Genomic DNA, 18486 nt, shown 5'->3' with positions numbered 1-18486 from the left:
CGGTGATTACACTCATCCCATGCCTACGAGTGCCCTTGCTGACGCCGAGCCGCTGCCACGTACCCCGGAGGAGGCCGCGGCCTCCCGGCTGGCGCAGCTGATCACCTGCCGGACCGTCTCATCCCGGGATCCGGACGACCTTGACCCCAGTGAGTTTGCCAGGTTCAGGCGCCTGCTGGCAGAGCTGTATCCACTGGTGCATGCGGCACTTGAGTTTGAGCAGGTCAACGGCGGTGGTCTGCTGTACCGCTGGGCCGGACGGGCAGGCTCCTCCGGCCCGGCCGCCCCGCCGGCACCTATAGTGCTGATGGCGCACTACGACGTCGTTCCGGTTGAGGACGAGGACACCTGGGAGCATCCGCCCTTCGCCGGGGTCATCGACGGCGGCTACATCCATGGGCGTGGGGCGCTGGATGACAAGGGCGCCCTGGCGGCCATCCTGGAAGCAGTCGAAGCGCTGCTGCAGGAAGGTTTTGTTCCTGAGCGGGACGTTTACCTCAGCTTCGGCGACAACGAGGAAACCGCAGGCGACACCGCGGCCGCGATCGCGGAGACCCTCGCGGTCCGCGGGGTGCGGCCCTGGCTGGTCCTGGACGAGGGCGGCGCCGTGGCAGCGCAGGCCTTTCCCTTCGTGAACCGGCCGGTCGCCGTCGTCGGTGTCTCCGAAAAGGGAATCCTCGACGTGGAGCTGTCCGTGGAAGACCCCGGCGGACACGCGTCCACGCCCAGCCGCAGGGGCGCCACCAGCCGGCTCGCCCGCGCCGTCGTGCGCCTGGACAACCGGCCGTTCCCGGCATCGCTGCACCCGGTCACCCTCGAAATGCTGGGCCGGCTTTCCACGGGGGCCTCGTTGCTGCCCCGGCTCCTGTTCGCCCGCGCCGGCAACCTGCGGCGTCCGCTGACGCGCGTGTTCGGTGCACTGGGCGGCGAACCGAACGCCCTCACCCGCACCACCGTGGCGGTGACGCGGCTGCAGGGGTCCAAAGCCTCCAACGTGCTGGCAACCCGGGCAAGCGCCACCGCTAATATCCGCATCGCCCCGGGGGAGTCCATCGGCTCCGTCCTGGACCGGCTCCGGCGCACCATCCGGGACCGGAAAGTCTCCCTCCGCGTGATCGAAGGAACCGAGCCGTCGCCGGTGTCATCCACCACCAATCCGCAGTTCGCCCTGCTGGAAGAGGTGATCGGGGAGATCTTCCCGGATGCCATCACCGCCCCGTACATCATGCTCGGCGGCACCGATTCCCGCCGCTTCACCACCATCTGCGGCGCCGTCTACCGCTTCGCCCCGTTCAGGATGGACAAGGCAGCCCGCGCGTCCATCCACGCGGACAACGAAAAGCTCGCCGTGAAGTCCTTCGGTGAGGGGATTCTCTTCTACCGCCGGCTCCTGCAGGGTCTCGGGACGGAGGCCTGATGCGCGCGCTGGGACCGGTTGTCCTCTTCCTGGTGCTGGTGGAAATCACCAGCGGTATCCTGCAGGGCTACTACACGCCGATCCTCACGGACATTGCCCGCGGGCTGGGCATTGCCGACGGAGACGTTAACTGGTTCGAAGCCGCACAGCTGATGTTCAGCGCCCTGGCCGTTCCGGTCCTGGCAAGGCTGGGAGACATCTACGGGCACAAACGGATCCTGCTCGTCTCCACCGTGCTGACCGCAGCCGCGTCCTGGGGTGTGGCGTTCGCCCCCGATTTCTGGACCTTCCTGGCGGCCTGGTCGCTGCAGGGCTTCTATGTGGTCTGGCTGCCGCTGGAAGTGGCCCTCATCTTTGCCCGGGCTGGGTCGTCGCCGAACCGTGCGGCCCTGACCCGCAAGGCTGCCGGGCTGCTGGTGGGCGGGCTGCAGTTCGGCGTGATTGCCGGGGCGCTCGCAGCCGGAGCCCTGGTGGAGATTTTCGACGGCGATCTGCGCCTGACGCTGATGGTCCCGGCGGCCGCTGCCACGCTGTGCATCTTCGCCGTCTGGTTTGGCGTTCCGGAGTCCGCAGCCCGGGCGGGCGGCACCGTGGATATCAAGGGGTTCGTGCTGCTGGCTGTTGGGCTGCTGCTGCTCACCTCCGGTCTCACCTTCCTGCGGATCAACGGCGTGGACACCTGGTGGGTGTGGCTGGTGCTGGCAGCGGGACTCGCGGCTTTTGTGCCCTTTGTCCGCTACCAGCTGGGGCTGGCCGAGCCTCTGGTCGATATCAGGATGCTGTGTGCTCCGTCCATGTGGCCGGTGCAGCTGACCGCTGGCCTGTTCGGCATATCGGTGCTGGGAGCACAGGCGCCCATGTCCACATTCGCGCGGACGAACCCGGATCTGCACGGCTATGGGCTGGGTCTGGAAGCGGGGTCGGTGTCGCTGATTATCGGCGCCTACGTCCTGTCAGTGCTTGCAGGTGCCCTGCTGTTCCCGCTGGTTGCCCGGCTTTCAACTCCGCGGATTACGCTGAGCGGTGCCGCCGCCGTCGTCGGTATCGGGTACGGGATGTTCCTTCCCTTCCACGATTCCCTGGCCCAGACCCTGACCAACATGGTGGTGGCCGGCCTTGGCTCCGGGGCGCTCGTGGCGGCGCTGCCCTCCGCCGCTGCGGCCGCGGCACCGCTGAACCGCACCGGCATGGCGACAGGGCTGACCAACACCACCAAAACGATCGGCGGATCCTTCGCCTCGGCCGTCTTCGGGATTGCGCTGCTCAGCGCTGCGGGGGAGTCCCTGGGCGGGGTGACCGGCGCCGCCACAGCCGCCCCGCTGGCCGGGTACCTGACGGTGTGGATTGTCTGTTCGGTAACGGCTTTCGCGGCGGCACTTGCGCTGCTGCTGGTGCCGCGCCTGGCCTTCGCGGACCCGCCGCTGGCCTCAGGTGTGGAGACAGCTATGCCGGCGCCTGAAGATACCGCACCCCGGTGAGCCCGCAGCTGGCATCCCACAGCCGTGTTCCGGTTCCCCGGTCGAGGGCCCGCGGCGCGGGACGGATCCGCACTGGAGATCCGCGCAGCTGCAGCCGGCCGGACGGTGCATAGCAGTCTCCCTGTGCGGCCCCCGGAGCCAGCGCAGCGTGCAGCACCGGCAGGGCGCCCAGCCCGGCCGGCTGCACCAGCGCCCTGAACAGCCCACCCAGCAGGTCTGCAGCGGCGTACCTGCCGGTCAGGAAATTGGTATCCGTGAGGCCGGGGTGGGCTCCCAAAGCGGTGACTGGCAGGTCCGCCGCCGCCAGCCGGCGGCCCAGTTCCGCCGTGAACACCAGATTGGCGAGCTTGCTCATGAAATACCGCTGCCAGGGCCGGTAGCTGCGTTCGGCGGACAGATCGGTGAAATCAATCCGCCCGTAGCGGTGGGACACACTGGAGACCGTCACCACGCGGGCAGCGGATGCGGCCGCCAACCGGGGCAGCAGGAGCCCGGTCAGGGCGAAATGACCCAGATGATGCACTCCAAACTGCAGTTCGAAGCCGTCTCTGGTCTCGCGGCGGACTCTCGAAAAACCGCCGGCGTTGTTGATCAGCAGATCCAGCGGCCCGGTGATGGTTGAGGCAAACCTGCGGATGGAACGCAGGGAAGCGAGGTCAAGTACCCCCGGCCGCACCTGGTTGTTTCCGGTTTCCGCCCGGAGCGCTTCAGCGGCCCGGTAGCCGCGGCCGGTATCCCGGCAGGCGAGCACCACAGTGGCACCGTCCCGCGCCAGGGCACGGGAGACGGCCAGCCCGATACCGCTGTTGGCTCCGGTGACCACCGCCGTCATACCGAAGAGCTCCCGCTGGACGGGAGCCGCAGGGTGCGACGGCGGTTCAGTCATGCCGGTCCGGGTTTGCCGTCCGCGTTGAGGCTGTCGAGCAGCTTGTCGGTCAGGGCCTTCAGATCACTGAGTTCCTGCGGGGTCAGGGCCGGGGCGAGCAGGTCGTGGATGCCCCGGACATGAATCCGGCCCAGGCGCTTCTGCACCGCCCGGCCTTCCTCCGTCAGGGACAGCTCCACGCCCCGCTGGTCATTCTGGGCCGGACGGCGGCAGACCAAACCCTTGGTCTCCAGCCGGTCCATCATCCGGCTCAGGCTTGGCTGGCTGATCAGGAGGTGTTCGTTGAGCTCGTTCAGCCTGGTCCATCCGCCTGGGCACCGGCTGAGGTTAAACAGCACGTCGTACTCGCGCATGGTGAGTTCCTTGAACTCCCGGTCACGCTGGAGCCTCCGCATTACGCCGACCTGGGCCCGGAAGAGTGATTCCCAGGTTTCGGCTGTCTGTTTGACGGGAGTTGACCCGCTGTTCTCCGAACTCATCCCTTTAGCCTACTGAAGAAGATGCGCTCTGTGTGGCGGCACCGGCGCGAGCCGCAACCCGGTCTGCGTGGGTGGGACCGTCGGGTACGTGTGCCGGACGGCGGGAATCGAGCTCGCGGCGGAGTTCCGGCAGGACGTACTCACCAAAGAGATCCAGCTGCTCCAGCACGGTCTTCAGCGGCAGGCCGGCATGGTCGATCAGGAAAAGCTGGCGCTGGTAGTCGCCGAAGTACTCCTGGAAGGTCAGGGTCTTTTCCAGCACTTCCTGGGGGCTGCCGACGGTCAGGGGGGTCTGCGCGGTGAAGTCCTCCATCGAGGGGCCGTGGCCGTAGACCGGAGCGTTGTCGAAGTACGGCCGGAATTCGTTCACGGCATCCTGGGAGTTCTTCCGCATAAAGAACTGTCCGCCCAGCCCCACGATGGCCTGGTCCGCTGAACCGTGGCCGTAGTGCTCGTAGCGTTCCCGGTAGAGGCCGATCAGCTGCATGTAGTGCTCCTTCGGCCAGAAGATGTTGTTGGCGAAGAATCCGTCACCGAAGTAGGCAGCAATCTCTGCCACCTGCGGCGTGCGGATGGAGCCGTGCCAGACGAATGGGGCGACGCCGTCGAGCGGCCGCGGTGTGGCGGTGAAGTTGTGCAGCGGGGTGCGGAATTTACCTTCCCAGTTCACTGTCTCCTTGTCCCAGAGCTGGCGGAGCAGGTTGTAGTTCTCCACGGTCAGGTCAACCGAGTCCTGAATGTTCTTTCCGAACCAGGGGTAGACGGGGGCGGTGTTGCCGCGGCCCAGGACCAGGTCGGTGCGGCCGCCGGAGAGGTGCTGCAGCATGGCGAAGTCTTCCGCGATCTTCACCGGATCGTTGGTGGTGATCAGGGTGGTGGCGGTGGACAGGATGATGCGTTCTGTCTGCGCCGCAATGTAACCCAGCAGCGTGGTGGGTGAAGATGCATAGAACGGCGGGTTGTGGTGCTCGCCGGTGGCATAGACGTCCATGCCGATCTCTTCGACCTTCTTGGCTATCGCTACGGCAGCCTGGATGCGTTCGCCTTCGGTGGGCATCCGTCCCGTGACGGGGTCCCGGGTGATGTCGCTGACGCTGAATACGCCGATCTGCATGGTGGCCTCCTGTTGCCTGGCTGGTCCTGTTTCGCCGGTGGACGGAGAAACAGGAGATATATGCATTTGCATCTAATGACAGGATACAACAGAGCATCGGCCAGGAACATTCCTTCCGGACGAATCAGCCTCGGGGGAACCTGCTCAGCCGCCGGCGTCCGCGGTGCGGCGGGCAGATTCTTCCTTCGCCAGGGCACGGCGTTCCCTGGGTCCTTCAACCAGCTGGTACAGGACCGGGACCAGGACCAGGGTGAGCAGGGTGGAACTCACCAAACCGCCGACGACGACGATCGCCAGCGGGCGGGAAATGAAACCGCCTTCGCCGGTGACCCCCAGGGCCATCGGGGTCAGCGCAAAGATGGTCGCCAGCGCCGTCATCAGGATCGGCCGCAGCCGCTGCCGCGCTCCCCGCAGGATCGCGTCCCGCACGCTCATGCCAGGTTCGCCGCCGCGGGGCCTGCGGTATTGGTTGATCAGGTCCATCAGCACAATGGCGTTCGTCACCACGATGCCCACCAGCATCAGCATCCCCACGAGCGAGGGAAGGCCCAGCGGCACGTTGGCGATCAGCAGAAGAAGGATCGCTCCGGTGGCGGCGAACGGAATGGAGACCAGCAGGATCAGCGGCTGCACCAGGGACTTGAAGGTCGCCACCATGATCACGTACACAATCGCGATCGCCGCCAGCAGGGCCCAGCCCAGCTGGGTGAAGGACTCGTTCTGCTGGGTGGCGGCACCGCTCAGCGTCGCGGTGACGGTGGGCGGCAGCTCGACGTTGGCGAGCTCGGCCTGGACCTCGGCGATCGCACCGCCAAGGTTGTCACCGGCCGGGGTCACCGATACGACGGCGGTGCGTTCGCCTCCGGAGGAGGACACCGTGGTGGGGACGCTGGTTTCCTCCACGACAGCCAGATCGCTCAGAGGTACCGGCCCCGTGGCCGTCGGCACAATAATCCCGGCGAGCTGCTCCGTGGTGGTGACCTCGGTGCCTTCACCGATCAGGACAGGAAAGTCATCGGTGCCCAGCCGGACTGTGCCGGCCGGCAGCGGGCTCAGGGTGGAGGCAAGAATCCCCGCCACCTGCTGCTCATCCAGGCCCGCCGCGACGGCTTTCGCCCGGTCGATGGTCACCTGGACCACCGGTTCCGAGGAGGCCAGGTTCGACGTCGCTTCGGAGACACCGGGAAGCGTGGACATGGCTTCGACCAGGGCATCCGAGGCGGGCTGCAGCTCGGCCGGGTCACCGGCTGAGATCTCGATGTCCACCGTATTGGACGTGCCGAACCCGCCGCCCTGGGTGCCCAGGGACACGGTGCCGGACTCATCGCCAAGATCTTCCAGCTCGCGGCGGACGGTTTCGCGGAGCGCAACCTGGTCCACGCCCTGATCGGTGATCACCGTGAAGTTGGCGACCGACGCCCCGCCGGCGCTGAACGCGGCAATACCGGAAGTGGAGGTGCCCATGGTGACCTGGACGTCCTTCACCCCGTCGGTCCCGGCCAGCAGGTCTTCCACCGCGGCCGCGGCTTCTGAGGTGGTCTCCAGCGAGCTGCCCGGCGGGAGCTCCTGCCGGACGCTGAAGGTGTTCTGCCCCGTATCGCCCAGCAGGTTTGTCTGCAGCAGCGGCGTCATCGCCACGGTTCCGGCCAGGACCAGGGCGCCGGCCAGCAGGGTGTACACCGGATGCCGCTGCGTGCCGCGCAGGATCGGCAGGTAGCCGCGCTGCAGGAAGGTGGACTGTTCGCGGCGTTCGGCCTCGGCACGGTAGCCCTGCGGATCGCTGACCGGCTTGGGGGACTTCAGGAACCAGTAGGCCAGCACCGGAACAATCGTCAGGGAAACCAGCAGCGACGCCAGCAGCGCCAACGACGTGGTGACGGCAAAGGGGCGGAAGAGCTCCCCGGCCAGCCCGCCCACCAGGGCGATCGGAGCGAAGACAGCCACCGTCGTCAGGGTGGAAGCCGTCACCGCTCCGGCGACTTCACGGATCGCGGTGAGGATGGCCGTGCGTTTCTCCTCGCCGTACCCCAGATGGCGCTTGATGTTCTCAATCACCACGATCGAATCGTCGACCACCCGGCCGATCGCGATGGTCAGTGCGCCCAGGGTCAGGATGTTCAAGGAGTAGCCAAACGCCAGCAGCCCGATGAACGTGACCAGCAGTGACAGCGGAATCGACACCGCCGTGACCAGGGTGGACCGGACGGAGAGCAGGAACACCAGGATCACCAGAACGGCAAAGCCCAGGCCCAGCAGGCCTTCGGTAGTCAGGTCGGAGATGGACTTTTCGATGAAGGGGGCCTGGTCAAAGATCACCGTGAACTTAGCTCCGTTGCCCAGTTCGTCCTGGAGCGAGGGCAGCAGGTCCATCACTTCGTGGGATATCCCCACGGTGTCGCCCGCCGGTGTTTTCGTGATCGAGATGGCGAGGGTGGCCTCGCCGTTCGTACGGGTGATCGAGGTCTGTTCGTCGTCGGTGATTTCCACAGTGGCTACGTCGCCGATAACCGGAGGTTCTGCACCGGGCGAGGCGCCCTCCGTTTCCAGCGGCAGCGCTGAGATCTTCTCCAGGGAGTCCAGCGGGCTGCCCACCTGGATCGAGAGGGTGCGGGTGTCCTCCTGCACTGTTCCGGCCGGGATGAGGGCGCCGCTGTTCTCCAGGGCCGCGGATATGGCCGACGGCGTGACGCCCAGTGCCGCCATCGCGGCGTCGTCGGGCAGCACGGCAATGTGACGTTCAGAGCCTCCGGTGACCTCTGCCGTGCGGACACCCTCGATCTTCTGCAGCCGCGGCACGGTGAGCCGCTGCAGGTCAGCGCTGAGCTCGCTCAGCGGCTGGTCGCTGGAAACCGCCAGATAAACAATGGGGAAGTCACTGATGCTGCCGGCGAGCGACTGCGGGTTCGTGTCTTCGGGCAGGGACTGCCGGGCATTGGAGATGGCCCGGTCCACCTGGCCGCGGGCCCGGTCCAGATCGGTGCCGTAGGCGAAGGTCAGGGTGATCGCCGAAATGGAGGTCCGGGAGGTTGCGGAGGAGGACTCCAGGCCTTCGACGGCGGTCAGGGCCGCTTCCAGCGGCTCGCTCACCTGCTTGTCCACAACCTCGGGGGAGGCTCCCGGCAGCGCGGTAATCACGCTGATCTGGGGGAACTCCAGGGCAGGTATCAGTTCCTGTTTCAGCGAGTTCAGCGAGATCACACCGAAGACGGCAACGAAAACCGTGATGAGGGCGATCAGGGCCCGGTTGGAGAGGGAGAGCTTGGCCAGACGATCCATGTACCTGCCTTTTGACGTAGACGGAATCATCATACGTGCGCTCCCGGGCGGCCCGGCCGCAAACGGGCGTTAACGTGCTGTGCCCCGGACCGCACGTGGCGGTCCGGGGCACAGCGTCCGGGCGGGGGCCGGCTAGCCCAGCTTCAGGACGCGGTTTGCCTCGGCATCGATCTCTTCGGCGAGGGACTCGTTCTCGTTCAGTTTGACGCCGTAGCCCGGGATCATTTCCTTGATCTTCGGCTCCCATCCGGCGAATTCGCCGGGGAAGCAGCGCTTCATGAGGTTGATCATGATCGGGGTGGCGGTGGAGGCTCCCGGGGAGGCTCCGAGCAGGGCGCCGATGGACCCGTCCGCCGAGGTGATGAGCTCGGTGCCGAACTGCAGCACCCCGCCGCTCTTCGGATCCTTCTTGATGACCTGGACCCGCTGGCCGGCGGTGATGAGGTCCCAGCCTTCAGTGGTTGCTTCGGGGTAGAACTCGCGCAGCGCCTTGGTTTTGCCTTCGCGGGACTTGAGGACCTCAGTGACGAGGTACTTCACCAGGGACATGTTGTCCTTGGCGACGGCCAGCATGGGCACCAGGTTGTGCGGGCGGACGGACAGCGGCAGGTCCAGGAACGAACCGCCCTTGAGGAACTTGGGGGAGAAACCGCCATACGGGCCGAACAGCAGGGACTTCTTGCCGTCCACGAAGCGGGTGTCCAGGTGCGGGACCGACATGGGCGGGGCGCCCACCGAGGCCTGGCCGTAGACCTTGGCATTGTGCTGGGCGATGATCTTCTCGTCAGTGGAGCGCAGGAACTGGCCGGAGACCGGGAAGCCGCCGAAGCCCTTGCCCTCCGGAATGCCGGAGCGCTGCAGCAGGTGCAGGGCACCGCCGCCGCCGCCGATGAAGACGAACTTCGCCGAAACCGTGCGGGTTGTTTTCGTGGCGCGGTTCCGGACGGTGACGTCCCAGCCGCCGCTGGAGGCCCGCGTCACGTTGGTGACTTCATGGCCGAAGTGCAGGTCTGCCCCGTTGGCTCCGAGGTAGTTGATCAGTTCGCGGGTGAGCGCGCCGAAGTCCACGTCCGTGCCGCCGGCGACACGGGAAGCTGCGACCCGCTGTCCGGCGTCGCGGCCCTGCATCAGCAGGGGGGCCCACTCGGCAATCTTGCTGTGGTCCTCGCTGAACTCCATGGACTTGAACAGCGGCTGGGCGCTGAGCGATTCATAGCGCTTGCGCAGGTATTCGGCGTGTGCGTCACCCCAGACAAAGCTCATGTGGGGGAGCGGATTGATGAAACCGCCTGAGATGTGGCCCTGGTCCACCATGTGTGACCAGAACTGACGGGAGACCTGGAACTGCTCGTTGATGCCGACTGCCTTGGCCGGGTCAACTGTTCCGTCCGGTCCGGCCGGGCTGTAATTGAGTTCGCACAGGGCGGCATGGCCGGTGCCCGCGTTGTTCCACGGGTCCGAGCTTTCGGTGCCGGCACGGTCCATGCGCTCGAAGAGGGAAATGCTCCAATCGGGAGCCAGCTGCTTCAGGAACGCTCCGAGAGTCGCGCTCATGACGCCGCCGCCGATCAGCAGTACGTCAGTTTTTGTTGCGGACTTCTCCGCCGGGCTATCAGCAGTCAACTTCATATCTCCAGTCACGTGGACGCTAGCCTAAGAAGCGTATCCCCCGCAGCGCGCTTACTAAAATTCCTTGCGCTCTGTAGACACGGGACACGCCATCAAGGTGCCCCACGCTAGTTGGTGAGCCGGACCTTATTAAAGACCTCGTTGAGGACGGGAGAGGTTGGATACTGGGCAACCCGCGGTGAAACCGTCAGTGTCGAGATGGGGTAGGCCAGCGGTATGGCCGGCACACGCGTGGAGATGCGGTCCGAAATGGAGCGGTAGGCCTCGGAGCGTTCCTCGTCTGCCGGCAGCGTTCGGGCCCGGTTGATTTTGGTGAACAGCTGTGGATCGTCGTAGGCGAACTCTTCGCTGTAGGCCCCAAACAGGGTTCCCACGAAGTTGTCGGCGTCCATGTAGCTGCCGCTGAGGCCGGAGAGATGAAGCGCGCGGTCGCCCTTGCGGGAGATCTGCTCCAGGTAGCCGTCTGACCACTCGACGGGAACGGGCCGGATGTTCAGCCCCGCCGCCGTGAGCTGCCGGCTCAGCTCGGCGTAGACCTTCTCCGGGTTCGGCAGGTAGGCGCGGGTGACCCTGCGCGGGTAGTAGAACGGCAGCTCTTCGCCGGCATAGCCGGCTTCCGCCAGGAGCTCCTTGGCACGTTCGACGTTGTGGCCGTAGTTGGTCACGTTGTCTGACCTCAGCCCCAGCTTTTCCGGAATGAACTGGTTGGCTGACTTTGTGCCGCTCAGGAACAGGTCTTCGAGCAGGGCCGGTTTGTCCACGGCGTGGGCAATGGCCTGCCGCATCTTCGGTTCGTCGAGGCCGGGGAAGTTCTGGTTGATGCCCAGGTAAAGAATGGAATAAGGATCGCGCTGCAGGATCTGCATGCCGGCGCGCGCCAGTTCTCCGACGTCGGAGACTGTCACCAGGTCGTAGCCGTCCACCTCACCGTTCTTCAGGGCGCGCAGCCTGCTTTCCGGACTGGTGATGGTGCGGAAGACCAGCTCGCCGATCTCTCCCCGCTCGCCCCAGTAGTCCGGGTTGGAAACCAGCAGCACTTCATCATCGGTCCAGCTGGTGAAGGTAAACGGTCCTGTGCCGACCGGGTGCTGCGCGTAGGCGGAGACCCGGGTTCCGTTGCGGTCCTCGGAAAGGGTGTCAGCGCGTCCGCCGGCCAGCGCGCGGGGGGAGGAGATGCCGAACTCAGGTGAGGCGAGTGCGGGAATGAGACCGGTGAGCCTGGTGGTCAGTTCCAGCCGGACGGTGTACTCGTCCACCGCGGTGCAGGACTTGTAGGCGGAAGCGTCCGGCGTGTCGGCGAAGCCTTTGAAGACGGAGCGGAAGGTCAGTACCTCGGAGCCCCGGACCGCGGCCGGCAGGTTGTACCAGCGTTCAAAGTTGGTGCAGACGGCCGCCGCGTTAAAGGGCTCACCGTCGTGGAAGGTCACGCCCTGGCGGAGCGTGAAGTCATAGATCCGTCCGTCCTCGGACTCGGTCCAGGCCTCCGCCAGCAGGGGCACGGGGGCAGACGTCACGGGATCCACGCCCACCAGGGTTTCCAGGATCTGGCGCGTGATCCGGTGGGATTCCGTGTCGACGGCGAGGAACGGGTCCAGCCCGGCGGGGCGGGCAGCGGTCGCAAAGGTGAAGGACGCCGTGGGCTCGGTGGACGGCGACGGCGAGGGGGAGGGACTGGTTGGCTCCTCATCGGGGCGGGCGGCCGTGCAGCCTGCCAGGGCAAGGGCTGCGGCGATGGCTCCGGCCTTGATCACGGAGCGCCGTGTGGCGGATTGGGTCACAGCTGTTTGGTTCTCCTCCGGGACGCACCATCCCTGCCGGCTGGGTGAATTCCTAAGTCTAAATGATAAAAAACCGGTAAAGGCGGGTGAGAGTTACCTCACAACTGCCCTTTGGTAAGGCAGGATATGGAAATGACTGAAACCAGCCCTGAATCTCCGCTGCTCGAAGTGACCGATCTCGCCGTTGGCTTCCAGACGATGGACGGCCAGGTGCAGGCGGTGCGCAAGGCAGGGTTCAGCCTCGGCGCCGGACAGACCCTGGCGATCGTGGGGGAATCCGGTTCCGGAAAGTCCACCACGGCGATGGCCGTGATCGGCCTCTTGCCGGGCAACGGCAAAGTGACGGCTGGGAGCATTCGCTTCGACGGCAGGGAACTCGTTGGCCTGGCGGAGTCCAAGATGCGTGCCATCCGCGGCCGTGCGATCGGGCTGGTGCCGCAGGACCCCATGTCCAACCTGAACCCGGTCACCAAGGTTGGTACCCAGGTTGCTGAGACCCTGCTGGTTCACGGTATGGCCACTTCCAAAGACGTGGACCGGAAGGTTGTGGAGGTCCTGACTGCAGCGGGGCTGCCGGACGCCGCCGAGCGTGCCAAGCAGTATCCGCACGAATTCTCCGGCGGGATGCGCCAGCGTGCGCTCATCGCCATCGGCCTCGCATGCCGGCCAAGGCTGCTGATCGCCGATGAACCCACCAGTGCCCTGGACGTCACGGTCCAGCGGACCATCCTGGACCAGATTGGCCGCATGACCGACGAACTTGGCACGAGCGTCCTGCTGATCACGCACGACCTTGGACTGGCCGCCGAACGCGCCTCGGAGCTGGTGGTGATGCACCGGGGCGAGGTGGTGGAGACAGGGCCGGCCCGGCAGCTGCTGGAGGACCCGCAGCATCCCTACACACAGTCTCTGGTCCGGGCGGCTCCCAGCGTCGCCGCGGTCCGGCTCAGCCCCGGCGCGTTTGCGGCGCCGGCGTCCCAGCGCCTGCACCTGGCCGAAACCGGATCTGCCGGCGGCGCCGAATCTGCCGGCTCAGCTTTGGCTGTGGCAACTGAATCCGGTCCGGAAGCGGAACGGACGGAGGAGACCTACGCGAAGACGCCGAACATCGTGGAGATCCGGGACCTGAATAAGGTCTACAAGATCCGCGGCAAGGCCGGTGACTTCCATGCGGTCCGAAATGTCAGCCTGGAAATCCCCCGCGGCCGGACGGTGGCAATCGTCGGCGAGTCAGGTTCGGGGAAAACCACCACCGCCAGGATGCTCCTGAAACTGATCACCCCGACCAGCGGCACCATGACGTTCGACGGCGTAGACATCGCGTCGCTGGAGAAGAAGACACTGCGCAGCTTCCGCCAGCGCGTGCAGCCCATTTTCCAGGACCCGTATTCGTCCCTGGACCCGATGTTCACCATTGAGCGGATCCTGGAGGAACCGCTCAAGACGTACAAACGCGGGGACCGCGCTGAACGGGCTGCCCGGGTCCGGGAGCTGATGGAGCAGGTGGCGCTGCCGGCGTCGATGCTGCGGCGGTACCCGGCTGAACTCTCCGGCGGGCAGCGCCAGCGCGTGGCCATTGCCCGGGCGCTCGCCTTGAACCCGGAACTGATCGTGTGCGACGAACCCGTGTCTGCACTTGACGTCCTGGTGCAGGCCCAGATCCTGAAACTGCTCGGCGATCTGCAGCGGGACCTGGGACTGAGCTACCTCTTTATTTCCCACGACCTCGCCGTGGTCCGGCTGATCTCGGACTATGTCTGCGTGATGAAGGACGGCGAGCTGGTTGAGGCGGCGTCATCCGAGGAAGTGTTCCAGAACCCCCGGCACCCTTATACGCGGAAGCTGCTTGCCTCAATACCGGGCAACGAACTGAACATCGACGGCGAACTCGCCTCCTAGCACTCAGAAGAGGTCCTGCCTCCATCGCCCGCTCTCCGGAGTGCCGCTCCGCCAGCCGTGCGCCGGCGTACAAAGGGCCGGGCCCGCTCCGTGGGGAGCGGGCCCGGCCCTTTGAACGCAGCAGTGCGGTTATTTGCGCCTGGTTTTGGGGTCCAGGGCTTCGCGCAGCGATTCACCCAGCAGGGTGAAGCCGAGCGCTGTGACCGCAATGCAGATACCCGGCAGGAACGCCAGCTGCGGTGCCACCGCCAGTTCATTCTGTGCATAGGTCAGCATCCGGCCCCACTCAGCGCTTTCCGGACGCCCGCCGCCGAGTCCCAGGAAGGACAGGGCCGCGGCGTCGATCACGGCGGTGGCGAGGGTCAGGGTGGCCTGGACGATCACGGGACCGACGCTGTTGGGCAGCAGATGGCTCATGGTGATGGTCCGGGTGCTCAGCCCCAGTGCCTGCGCAGACAGGACGTAGTCCGCTCCGCGCTGGCTGATCATGGAGGAGCGCAGGAGCCGGGCGAAGATGGGCACCTGCGACACGCCGATGGCAATCATCACTGCGGAAGGCGTCTGCCCCAGGACCGCCGCGATGCTCACCGCCAGCAGCAGGTTGGGCACTGAAAGCAGGATGTCCACAAAGCGCATGATGACGTTGTCCACCCAGCCGCCGAACCCGCCGGCAATCACACCGAGCAGCATGCCTCCCAGCAGGCCGAGGGCCGTGGAAATAACGCCGATCAGGAGCGAAGCGCGTGCTCCCCAGATGAGTTTGGAAAGGACGTCGCCGCCGAACCGGTCCAGGCCGAGGGGGTATCCCTCGATATCCCCGGGGCCGGGAATCGACGTCGGCGTGATCTCGGTGCGGCCGGGTAGTTCCTCACCCCCGTAGGGAGCCAGGATGGGTGCGAAGATGGCCACCAGGATGAAGAGGCCAACGATCACGGCGCCCGCGATTGCCGCCGGGTTGCGGCGCAGCCGCCGGAAGGCGTCCTGCCACATGCCGCTCCCGCGCGTGTCTGGAGCTGACGGCTCATCCGGCCGGACGGCGCCGCCGGCAGGAGGGGGAAGAACTGTACTCATTGCACCCTCACCCTCGGGTCGATGAAGCCGTAGGAGACGTCAACCAGCAGGTTGATCAGTGAATACGCCACGGCGATGAAAATGATGAAGCCCTGCAGCACTGGATAATCCAGGTTGAAGATGGCATCCCGCAGGAATCTGCCCACTCCGCTGAACGCGAAGACTGTTTCCGTCAGCACCGCCCCTGAAATGAGGAGCCCGGTCTGCAGGCCGATCGTCGTGGTGACGGGAAGCATGGCGTTGCGGAGCACGAACCGGTTGCGGATGGTCCGTTCCATCAGGCCCTTGGCCCGGGCGGTGCGGACGTAGTCTGCTCCCTGGACTTCCAGGACCGAGGCACGCGTAATGCGCACGATGATCGCCAGCGGAATGGTGCCCAGGGCGATGCCGGGAAGCACCAGGTGCATCAGGGCATCCCAGGACGCATCCCATTCCCTGGTCAGCAACCCGTCCAGGACGTAGAAGTCCGTCACATGGGTAGCGTTGATCCGCGGATCCTGCCGGCCGTCTGTGGGGAAGAGGGGGATCTGGATGGCCAGGAGCCATTTGAGGATGAAGGCCAGGAAGAAGACCGGCACGGTGATGCCGATCAGGGACAGCACCACGGAGGAGTGGTCCCAGAACCGGCCGTAGTGCCTGGCTGCCATGTAGCCCAGGGGAATGCCGATGCCGATCGCGAAGATGAGGGCGACGGCGGCGAGTTCCAGTGTGGCCGGGAACCGGGTGGCGAACTCTTCCAGCACGGGCCGGCCGGTCACTGTGGACGTGCCGAAGTCGCCCTGGAGGAGCTTGCCGACGTAGGTGAAGTACTGCTCGATGAGCGGGCGGTCGAAGCCGTAGGCTTCGTTGATCCTGGCGATGGCCTCGGGTGTGGCCTTGTCTCCCAGGAGGGCGGTTGCTGGGCCGCCGGGAAGGCTGCGGACCCAAATGAACAGAAGGATGGACAAGCCGATCAGGGTCGGGATCAGCATTAGCAGGCGCTTGCCGATAACTCGCAGCACGAGTGTCCTTTCTCAGCCGGTTGCGTGGCTGCGGAAAAGGTAAGGACAGAACGGACCGGGACCCAGCTGAGCTGGATCCCGGTCCGTTTCGCCGCTACTTGTTGAGCTTGATCTGGTTGAACACTTCGTCATTCACGGGGGAAGCCGGGTAGGAATCCACGCGGTCTGAGAAAGCGAGCGACGGTGCCGGGTGTGCCAGCGGTACAGCCGGCACATACTTGGCGATGTCGTCGTTGATCTTCTCGTACATCGGAGTCTGCTCGTCCAGGCTGCTCACCTGGCGGGCTGCCTCGAGCTGGTCGAAGATTTCCGGGTTGGTGAAGCCGAATTCGGGCTTCTCCTGGCCGAAGAACACGCCTACGAAGTTGTCCGTGTCGTTGTAGTCGCCGGTCCAGCCCAGCAGATGGATGCCGTGGTCTTCGGTGGCCTGCACGCGGTCAAGGTAGTCGGGGGACCACTTGCTCGGCTGCGGGTTGACCTTGATGCCCACTTCCTCCAGCTGTGCGGAGATGTTGGAGAACACCTGCTCAGGAGTCGGCATGTACGGGCGGGAAACGCCAGTCGGGTAGTTGAAGTCCACCGTGAAGCCATCCGGGTAGCCGGCCTCGGCCAGCAGTGCCTTTGCCTTCTCCGGGTCGTACTCGTACGTGGTGACGTCTTCGTTGTAGCCGTTGACTACGTCCGGAATGAACTGCGTGGCCACCTTGGTGCCTTCAGGAAGCGTCTGGTTGACCAGCGCTTCCTTGTCGATTGCGTGGGCGATTGCCTGCCGGACCAGCGGGTCGGCAAGCTGCTCGACCTTCTGGTTCATGCCCAGGTAAAGGATGGTGAAGGGATCACGGGGAATGACCTTGAAACCGGCGTCGGCCAGGGCCTGGGTATCGGCGGGAGCCACCAGATCGTAACCGTCGATGTCCCCGGACTGCAGGGACTGACGGCGGGAGTTCGGATCATCGATCACCCGGAAAATGATGTCCGTGACCTGCCCCTGCTCACCCCAGTAGTCGGCGTTGGCCGCGAGGGTGATCTGGTTGCCGACTTCCCAGCCGTCGAACTTGAACGGACCGGTGCCGGTGGGGTGTTCCTTGGCATAAGCGGTCAGGGTGGGTGCCTCAGCGGTCCCGGAGGCCTCGTCAGCGCCGAACTCCTCCATGGCGGAGGGGCTCTGCATGGAGAACGCGGGGAGCGAGAGGGCAGCGATGAACCCGGCGAACGGCTTGGCCAGAGTAACTACTGCCTCGTTTTCTCCGGTGGCCTCGCAGGACTCATAGGTTGCGGTCTCGGGGGTATCAGCGAATCCCTTGAAGAGCTTGCCGTAGTAGTAGGCGAGGCTCTCGGCCTGCTGGATGCCGGTGAAGTTGTACCAGCGGTCGAAGTTGGCGCAGACAGCTTCTCCGTTGAAGGGGGTGCCGTCGTGGAAGGTGACGCCTTCCTCGAGCGCGAAGGTGTAGGTCAGGGCATCCTCGGAGGTCTCCCAGGACTTGGCCAGCAGCGGCGCCGGGTCTGCGGTGCCGGGCTCCACACCTACGAGGCCCTCGAAGATCTGGCGGCTGACGCGGAAGGACTCGCCGTCGGAGGCGAAGGCCGGATCCAGGGTTTTGGGATCCGAGGATGCGGCGAAGACGAACGTGCCGTCAACTTCCGAGGCTGTGGCGCCGTCGTCAGCGGCGTCGCGGTTGCTTTGGGCGCAGCCGGAGAGCACGAGTGCGCTCATGGCCAGCCCGGCGGTCAGGGCAGCTGCCCGTTTCCGGGTGGACCTGCTGAGAGTGAATCTGCCAGCAAGGGTCATTGTTATCTCCTCTGGGGCGGTGAATCCGGACAGCGTGCTGGCCGGCGGGTGTGGTGTGGCGTAGAACACAAACGTAATGTCAGAGCCTAATGGCACGTTGCCGGTGGTTTGGGACGCTAAGCAGGTCCGGCGCGGTCACAATTCGGTTAAGCCCACCCAGCCCCGAAGGGCTGCCATCGCAGCTTTTGTGTGGACACTGCCAGCCGGCGGCCGTAGCTTCGAAGGGTGAGATCCACTCCATCTGGTGCACCTTCGCCCTCCGGCGCTGCGCTCGCGGCCCTGGCCGCCGGAGCTGCTGCCGGCCTGGCGGCAGCGGCAGCTGCAGTGGTGCTCCGCAGGATGCTTCGGCATCCGGTCATCACCTCAGCGGTTCCGGGACCGGAGCGGCCGGGTACCGCGGGCGGGCCCGGTAACGGTAATCCGGCACCGGTAACCGCCGTCAAGGATGCGGGTGAACCCCTGCCAGGCTGGAAAGAGGTCTTTCCTGCTGTCCGGGCGGCGCCGGTTGAGGCGGTGGAGGTCACTCCATTGGATGCTCCGTCCGGCATTCCGCTGCGCACATGGGTGGTGCAGGACGGCCCTGAATGGGAAGGCGAACCGGGGGAGTTTATGATTCCACAGCCGGATCCGCGTCCGGGCGGGAGGAATGCCGGGCGGTGAGCCCGCCTC

General features: G+C 65.7%; 13 protein-coding genes. 4 read left to right on the top strand and 9 right to left on the bottom strand.

Going from position 1 to position 18486, the window contains the following annotated elements; all coding sequences use genetic code 11:
- Window positions 1-19 precede the first annotated feature (19 nt).
- Together AL3_RS00190 and AL3_RS00185 are read left to right on the top strand one after the other, a co-directional pair.
- On the top strand, window positions 20-1417 hold the full coding sequence (locus AL3_RS00190; RefSeq protein ID WP_083521325.1) for a M20/M25/M40 family metallo-hydrolase: 1398 nt from the start codon (window positions 20-22) through the stop codon (window positions 1415-1417).
- On the top strand, window positions 1417-2895 hold the full coding sequence (locus tag AL3_RS00185) for an MFS transporter (RefSeq protein ID WP_066295402.1): 1479 nt from the start codon (window positions 1417-1419) through the stop codon (window positions 2893-2895). The genes AL3_RS00190 and AL3_RS00185 overlap by 1 nt, the downstream gene beginning before the upstream one ends.
- Here AL3_RS00185 and AL3_RS00180 read toward each other — a convergent pair.
- The 6 genes from AL3_RS00180 to AL3_RS00155 form a co-directional block, all read right to left on the bottom strand.
- Window positions 2861-3781, bottom strand: a complete 921-nt coding sequence (locus AL3_RS00180) for an oxidoreductase (protein ID WP_066295400.1) — start codon at window positions 3779-3781, stop codon at window positions 2861-2863. The two genes, AL3_RS00185 and AL3_RS00180, sit on opposite strands and share 35 nt — an antisense overlap.
- Window positions 3778-4260, bottom strand: coding sequence for a MarR family winged helix-turn-helix transcriptional regulator (locus AL3_RS00175; RefSeq protein WP_066295399.1), 483 nt, complete (start codon window positions 4258-4260; stop codon window positions 3778-3780). Before AL3_RS00175 ends, AL3_RS00180 begins: the two co-directional genes overlap by 4 nt.
- Window positions 4261-4264: 4 nt before the next feature.
- The gene (locus AL3_RS00170) at window positions 4265-5374 is read right to left on the bottom strand and encodes an LLM class flavin-dependent oxidoreductase (RefSeq protein WP_066295397.1); all 1110 of its coding nucleotides are present in this window, start codon (window positions 5372-5374) and stop codon (window positions 4265-4267) included.
- A gap of 144 nt (window positions 5375-5518) precedes the next feature.
- Window positions 5519-8650 (bottom strand): efflux RND transporter permease subunit, encoded by a 3132-nt coding sequence (locus AL3_RS00165; protein WP_066295396.1) that lies wholly within the window; start codon window positions 8648-8650, stop codon window positions 5519-5521.
- Between the two features lie 132 nt (window positions 8651-8782).
- Window positions 8783-10279, bottom strand: a complete 1497-nt coding sequence (locus AL3_RS00160; protein WP_066295394.1) for a malate:quinone oxidoreductase — start codon at window positions 10277-10279, stop codon at window positions 8783-8785.
- A 107-nt stretch (window positions 10280-10386) separates the two neighbouring features.
- Window positions 10387-12057: an ABC transporter substrate-binding protein gene (locus tag AL3_RS00155; protein ID WP_151723898.1), complete on the bottom strand. Its 1671-nt coding sequence runs from the start codon at window positions 12055-12057 to the stop codon at window positions 10387-10389.
- 132 nt (window positions 12058-12189) lie between these two features.
- Here AL3_RS00155 and AL3_RS00150 point away from each other — a divergent pair, with 132 nt between their 5' ends.
- Entirely contained in the window at window positions 12190-13956 is a 1767-nt protein-coding gene (locus AL3_RS00150) for a dipeptide ABC transporter ATP-binding protein (protein WP_066295393.1), read from the top strand.
- 129 nt (window positions 13957-14085) lie between these two features.
- Here AL3_RS00150 and AL3_RS00145 read toward each other — a convergent pair whose 3' ends face one another.
- The 3 genes from AL3_RS00145 to AL3_RS00135 form a co-directional block, all read right to left on the bottom strand.
- Entirely contained in the window at window positions 14086-15027 is a 942-nt protein-coding gene (locus AL3_RS00145) for an ABC transporter permease (RefSeq protein ID WP_066295392.1), read from the bottom strand.
- A complete protein-coding gene (locus AL3_RS00140; protein ID WP_066295389.1) occupies window positions 15024-16028 on the bottom strand; it encodes an ABC transporter permease in 1005 nt (334 codons plus the stop codon). The genes AL3_RS00145 and AL3_RS00140 overlap by 4 nt, the downstream gene beginning before the upstream one ends.
- A gap of 94 nt (window positions 16029-16122) precedes the next feature.
- A complete protein-coding gene (locus AL3_RS00135) occupies window positions 16123-17817 on the bottom strand; it encodes an ABC transporter substrate-binding protein (RefSeq protein ID WP_083521324.1) in 1695 nt (564 codons plus the stop codon).
- 225 nt (window positions 17818-18042) lie between these two features.
- Between AL3_RS00135 and AL3_RS00130 the strand changes: the two genes are divergently transcribed.
- Window positions 18043-18477, top strand: coding sequence for a hypothetical protein (locus tag AL3_RS00130; RefSeq protein WP_066295388.1), 435 nt, complete (start codon window positions 18043-18045; stop codon window positions 18475-18477).
- The last annotated feature ends 9 nt before the right edge of the window (window positions 18478-18486 follow it).

It is taken from the genome of Arthrobacter luteolus NBRC 107841 (assembly GCF_001552075.1).
Taxonomy (GTDB): domain Bacteria; phylum Actinomycetota; class Actinomycetes; order Actinomycetales; family Micrococcaceae; genus Arthrobacter_B; species Arthrobacter_B luteolus.
The sequence above is the reverse complement of the archived record's forward strand: the minus strand, read 5'-3'. Positions and strand labels throughout refer to the sequence as shown.

Excerpts from the sequence above, each read along its gene's own strand:
- AL3_RS00190 (WP_083521325.1), top strand. The coding sequence starts at position 20 with ATGCCTACGAGTGCCCTTGCTGACGCCGAGCCGCTGCCACGTACCCCG.
- AL3_RS00185 (WP_066295402.1), top strand. The coding sequence starts at position 1,417 with ATGCGCGCGCTGGGACCGGTTGTCCTCTTCCTGGTGCTGGTGGAAATC.
- AL3_RS00180 (WP_066295400.1), bottom strand. The coding sequence starts at position 3,781 with ATGACTGAACCGCCGTCGCACCCTGCGGCTCCCGTCCAGCGGGAGCTC.
- AL3_RS00175 (WP_066295399.1), bottom strand. The coding sequence starts at position 4,260 with ATGAGTTCGGAGAACAGCGGGTCAACTCCCGTCAAACAGACAGCCGAA.
- AL3_RS00170 (WP_066295397.1), bottom strand. The coding sequence starts at position 5,374 with ATGCAGATCGGCGTATTCAGCGTCAGCGACATCACCCGGGACCCCGTC.
- AL3_RS00165 (WP_066295396.1), bottom strand. The coding sequence starts at position 8,650 with ATGGATCGTCTGGCCAAGCTCTCCCTCTCCAACCGGGCCCTGATCGCC.
- AL3_RS00160 (WP_066295394.1), bottom strand. The coding sequence starts at position 10,279 with ATGAAGTTGACTGCTGATAGCCCGGCGGAGAAGTCCGCAACAAAAACT.
- AL3_RS00150 (WP_066295393.1), top strand. The coding sequence starts at position 12,190 with ATGACTGAAACCAGCCCTGAATCTCCGCTGCTCGAAGTGACCGATCTC.
- AL3_RS00145 (WP_066295392.1), bottom strand. The coding sequence starts at position 15,027 with ATGAGTACAGTTCTTCCCCCTCCTGCCGGCGGCGCCGTCCGGCCGGAT.
- AL3_RS00135 (WP_083521324.1), bottom strand. The coding sequence starts at position 17,817 with ATGACCCTTGCTGGCAGATTCACTCTCAGCAGGTCCACCCGGAAACGG.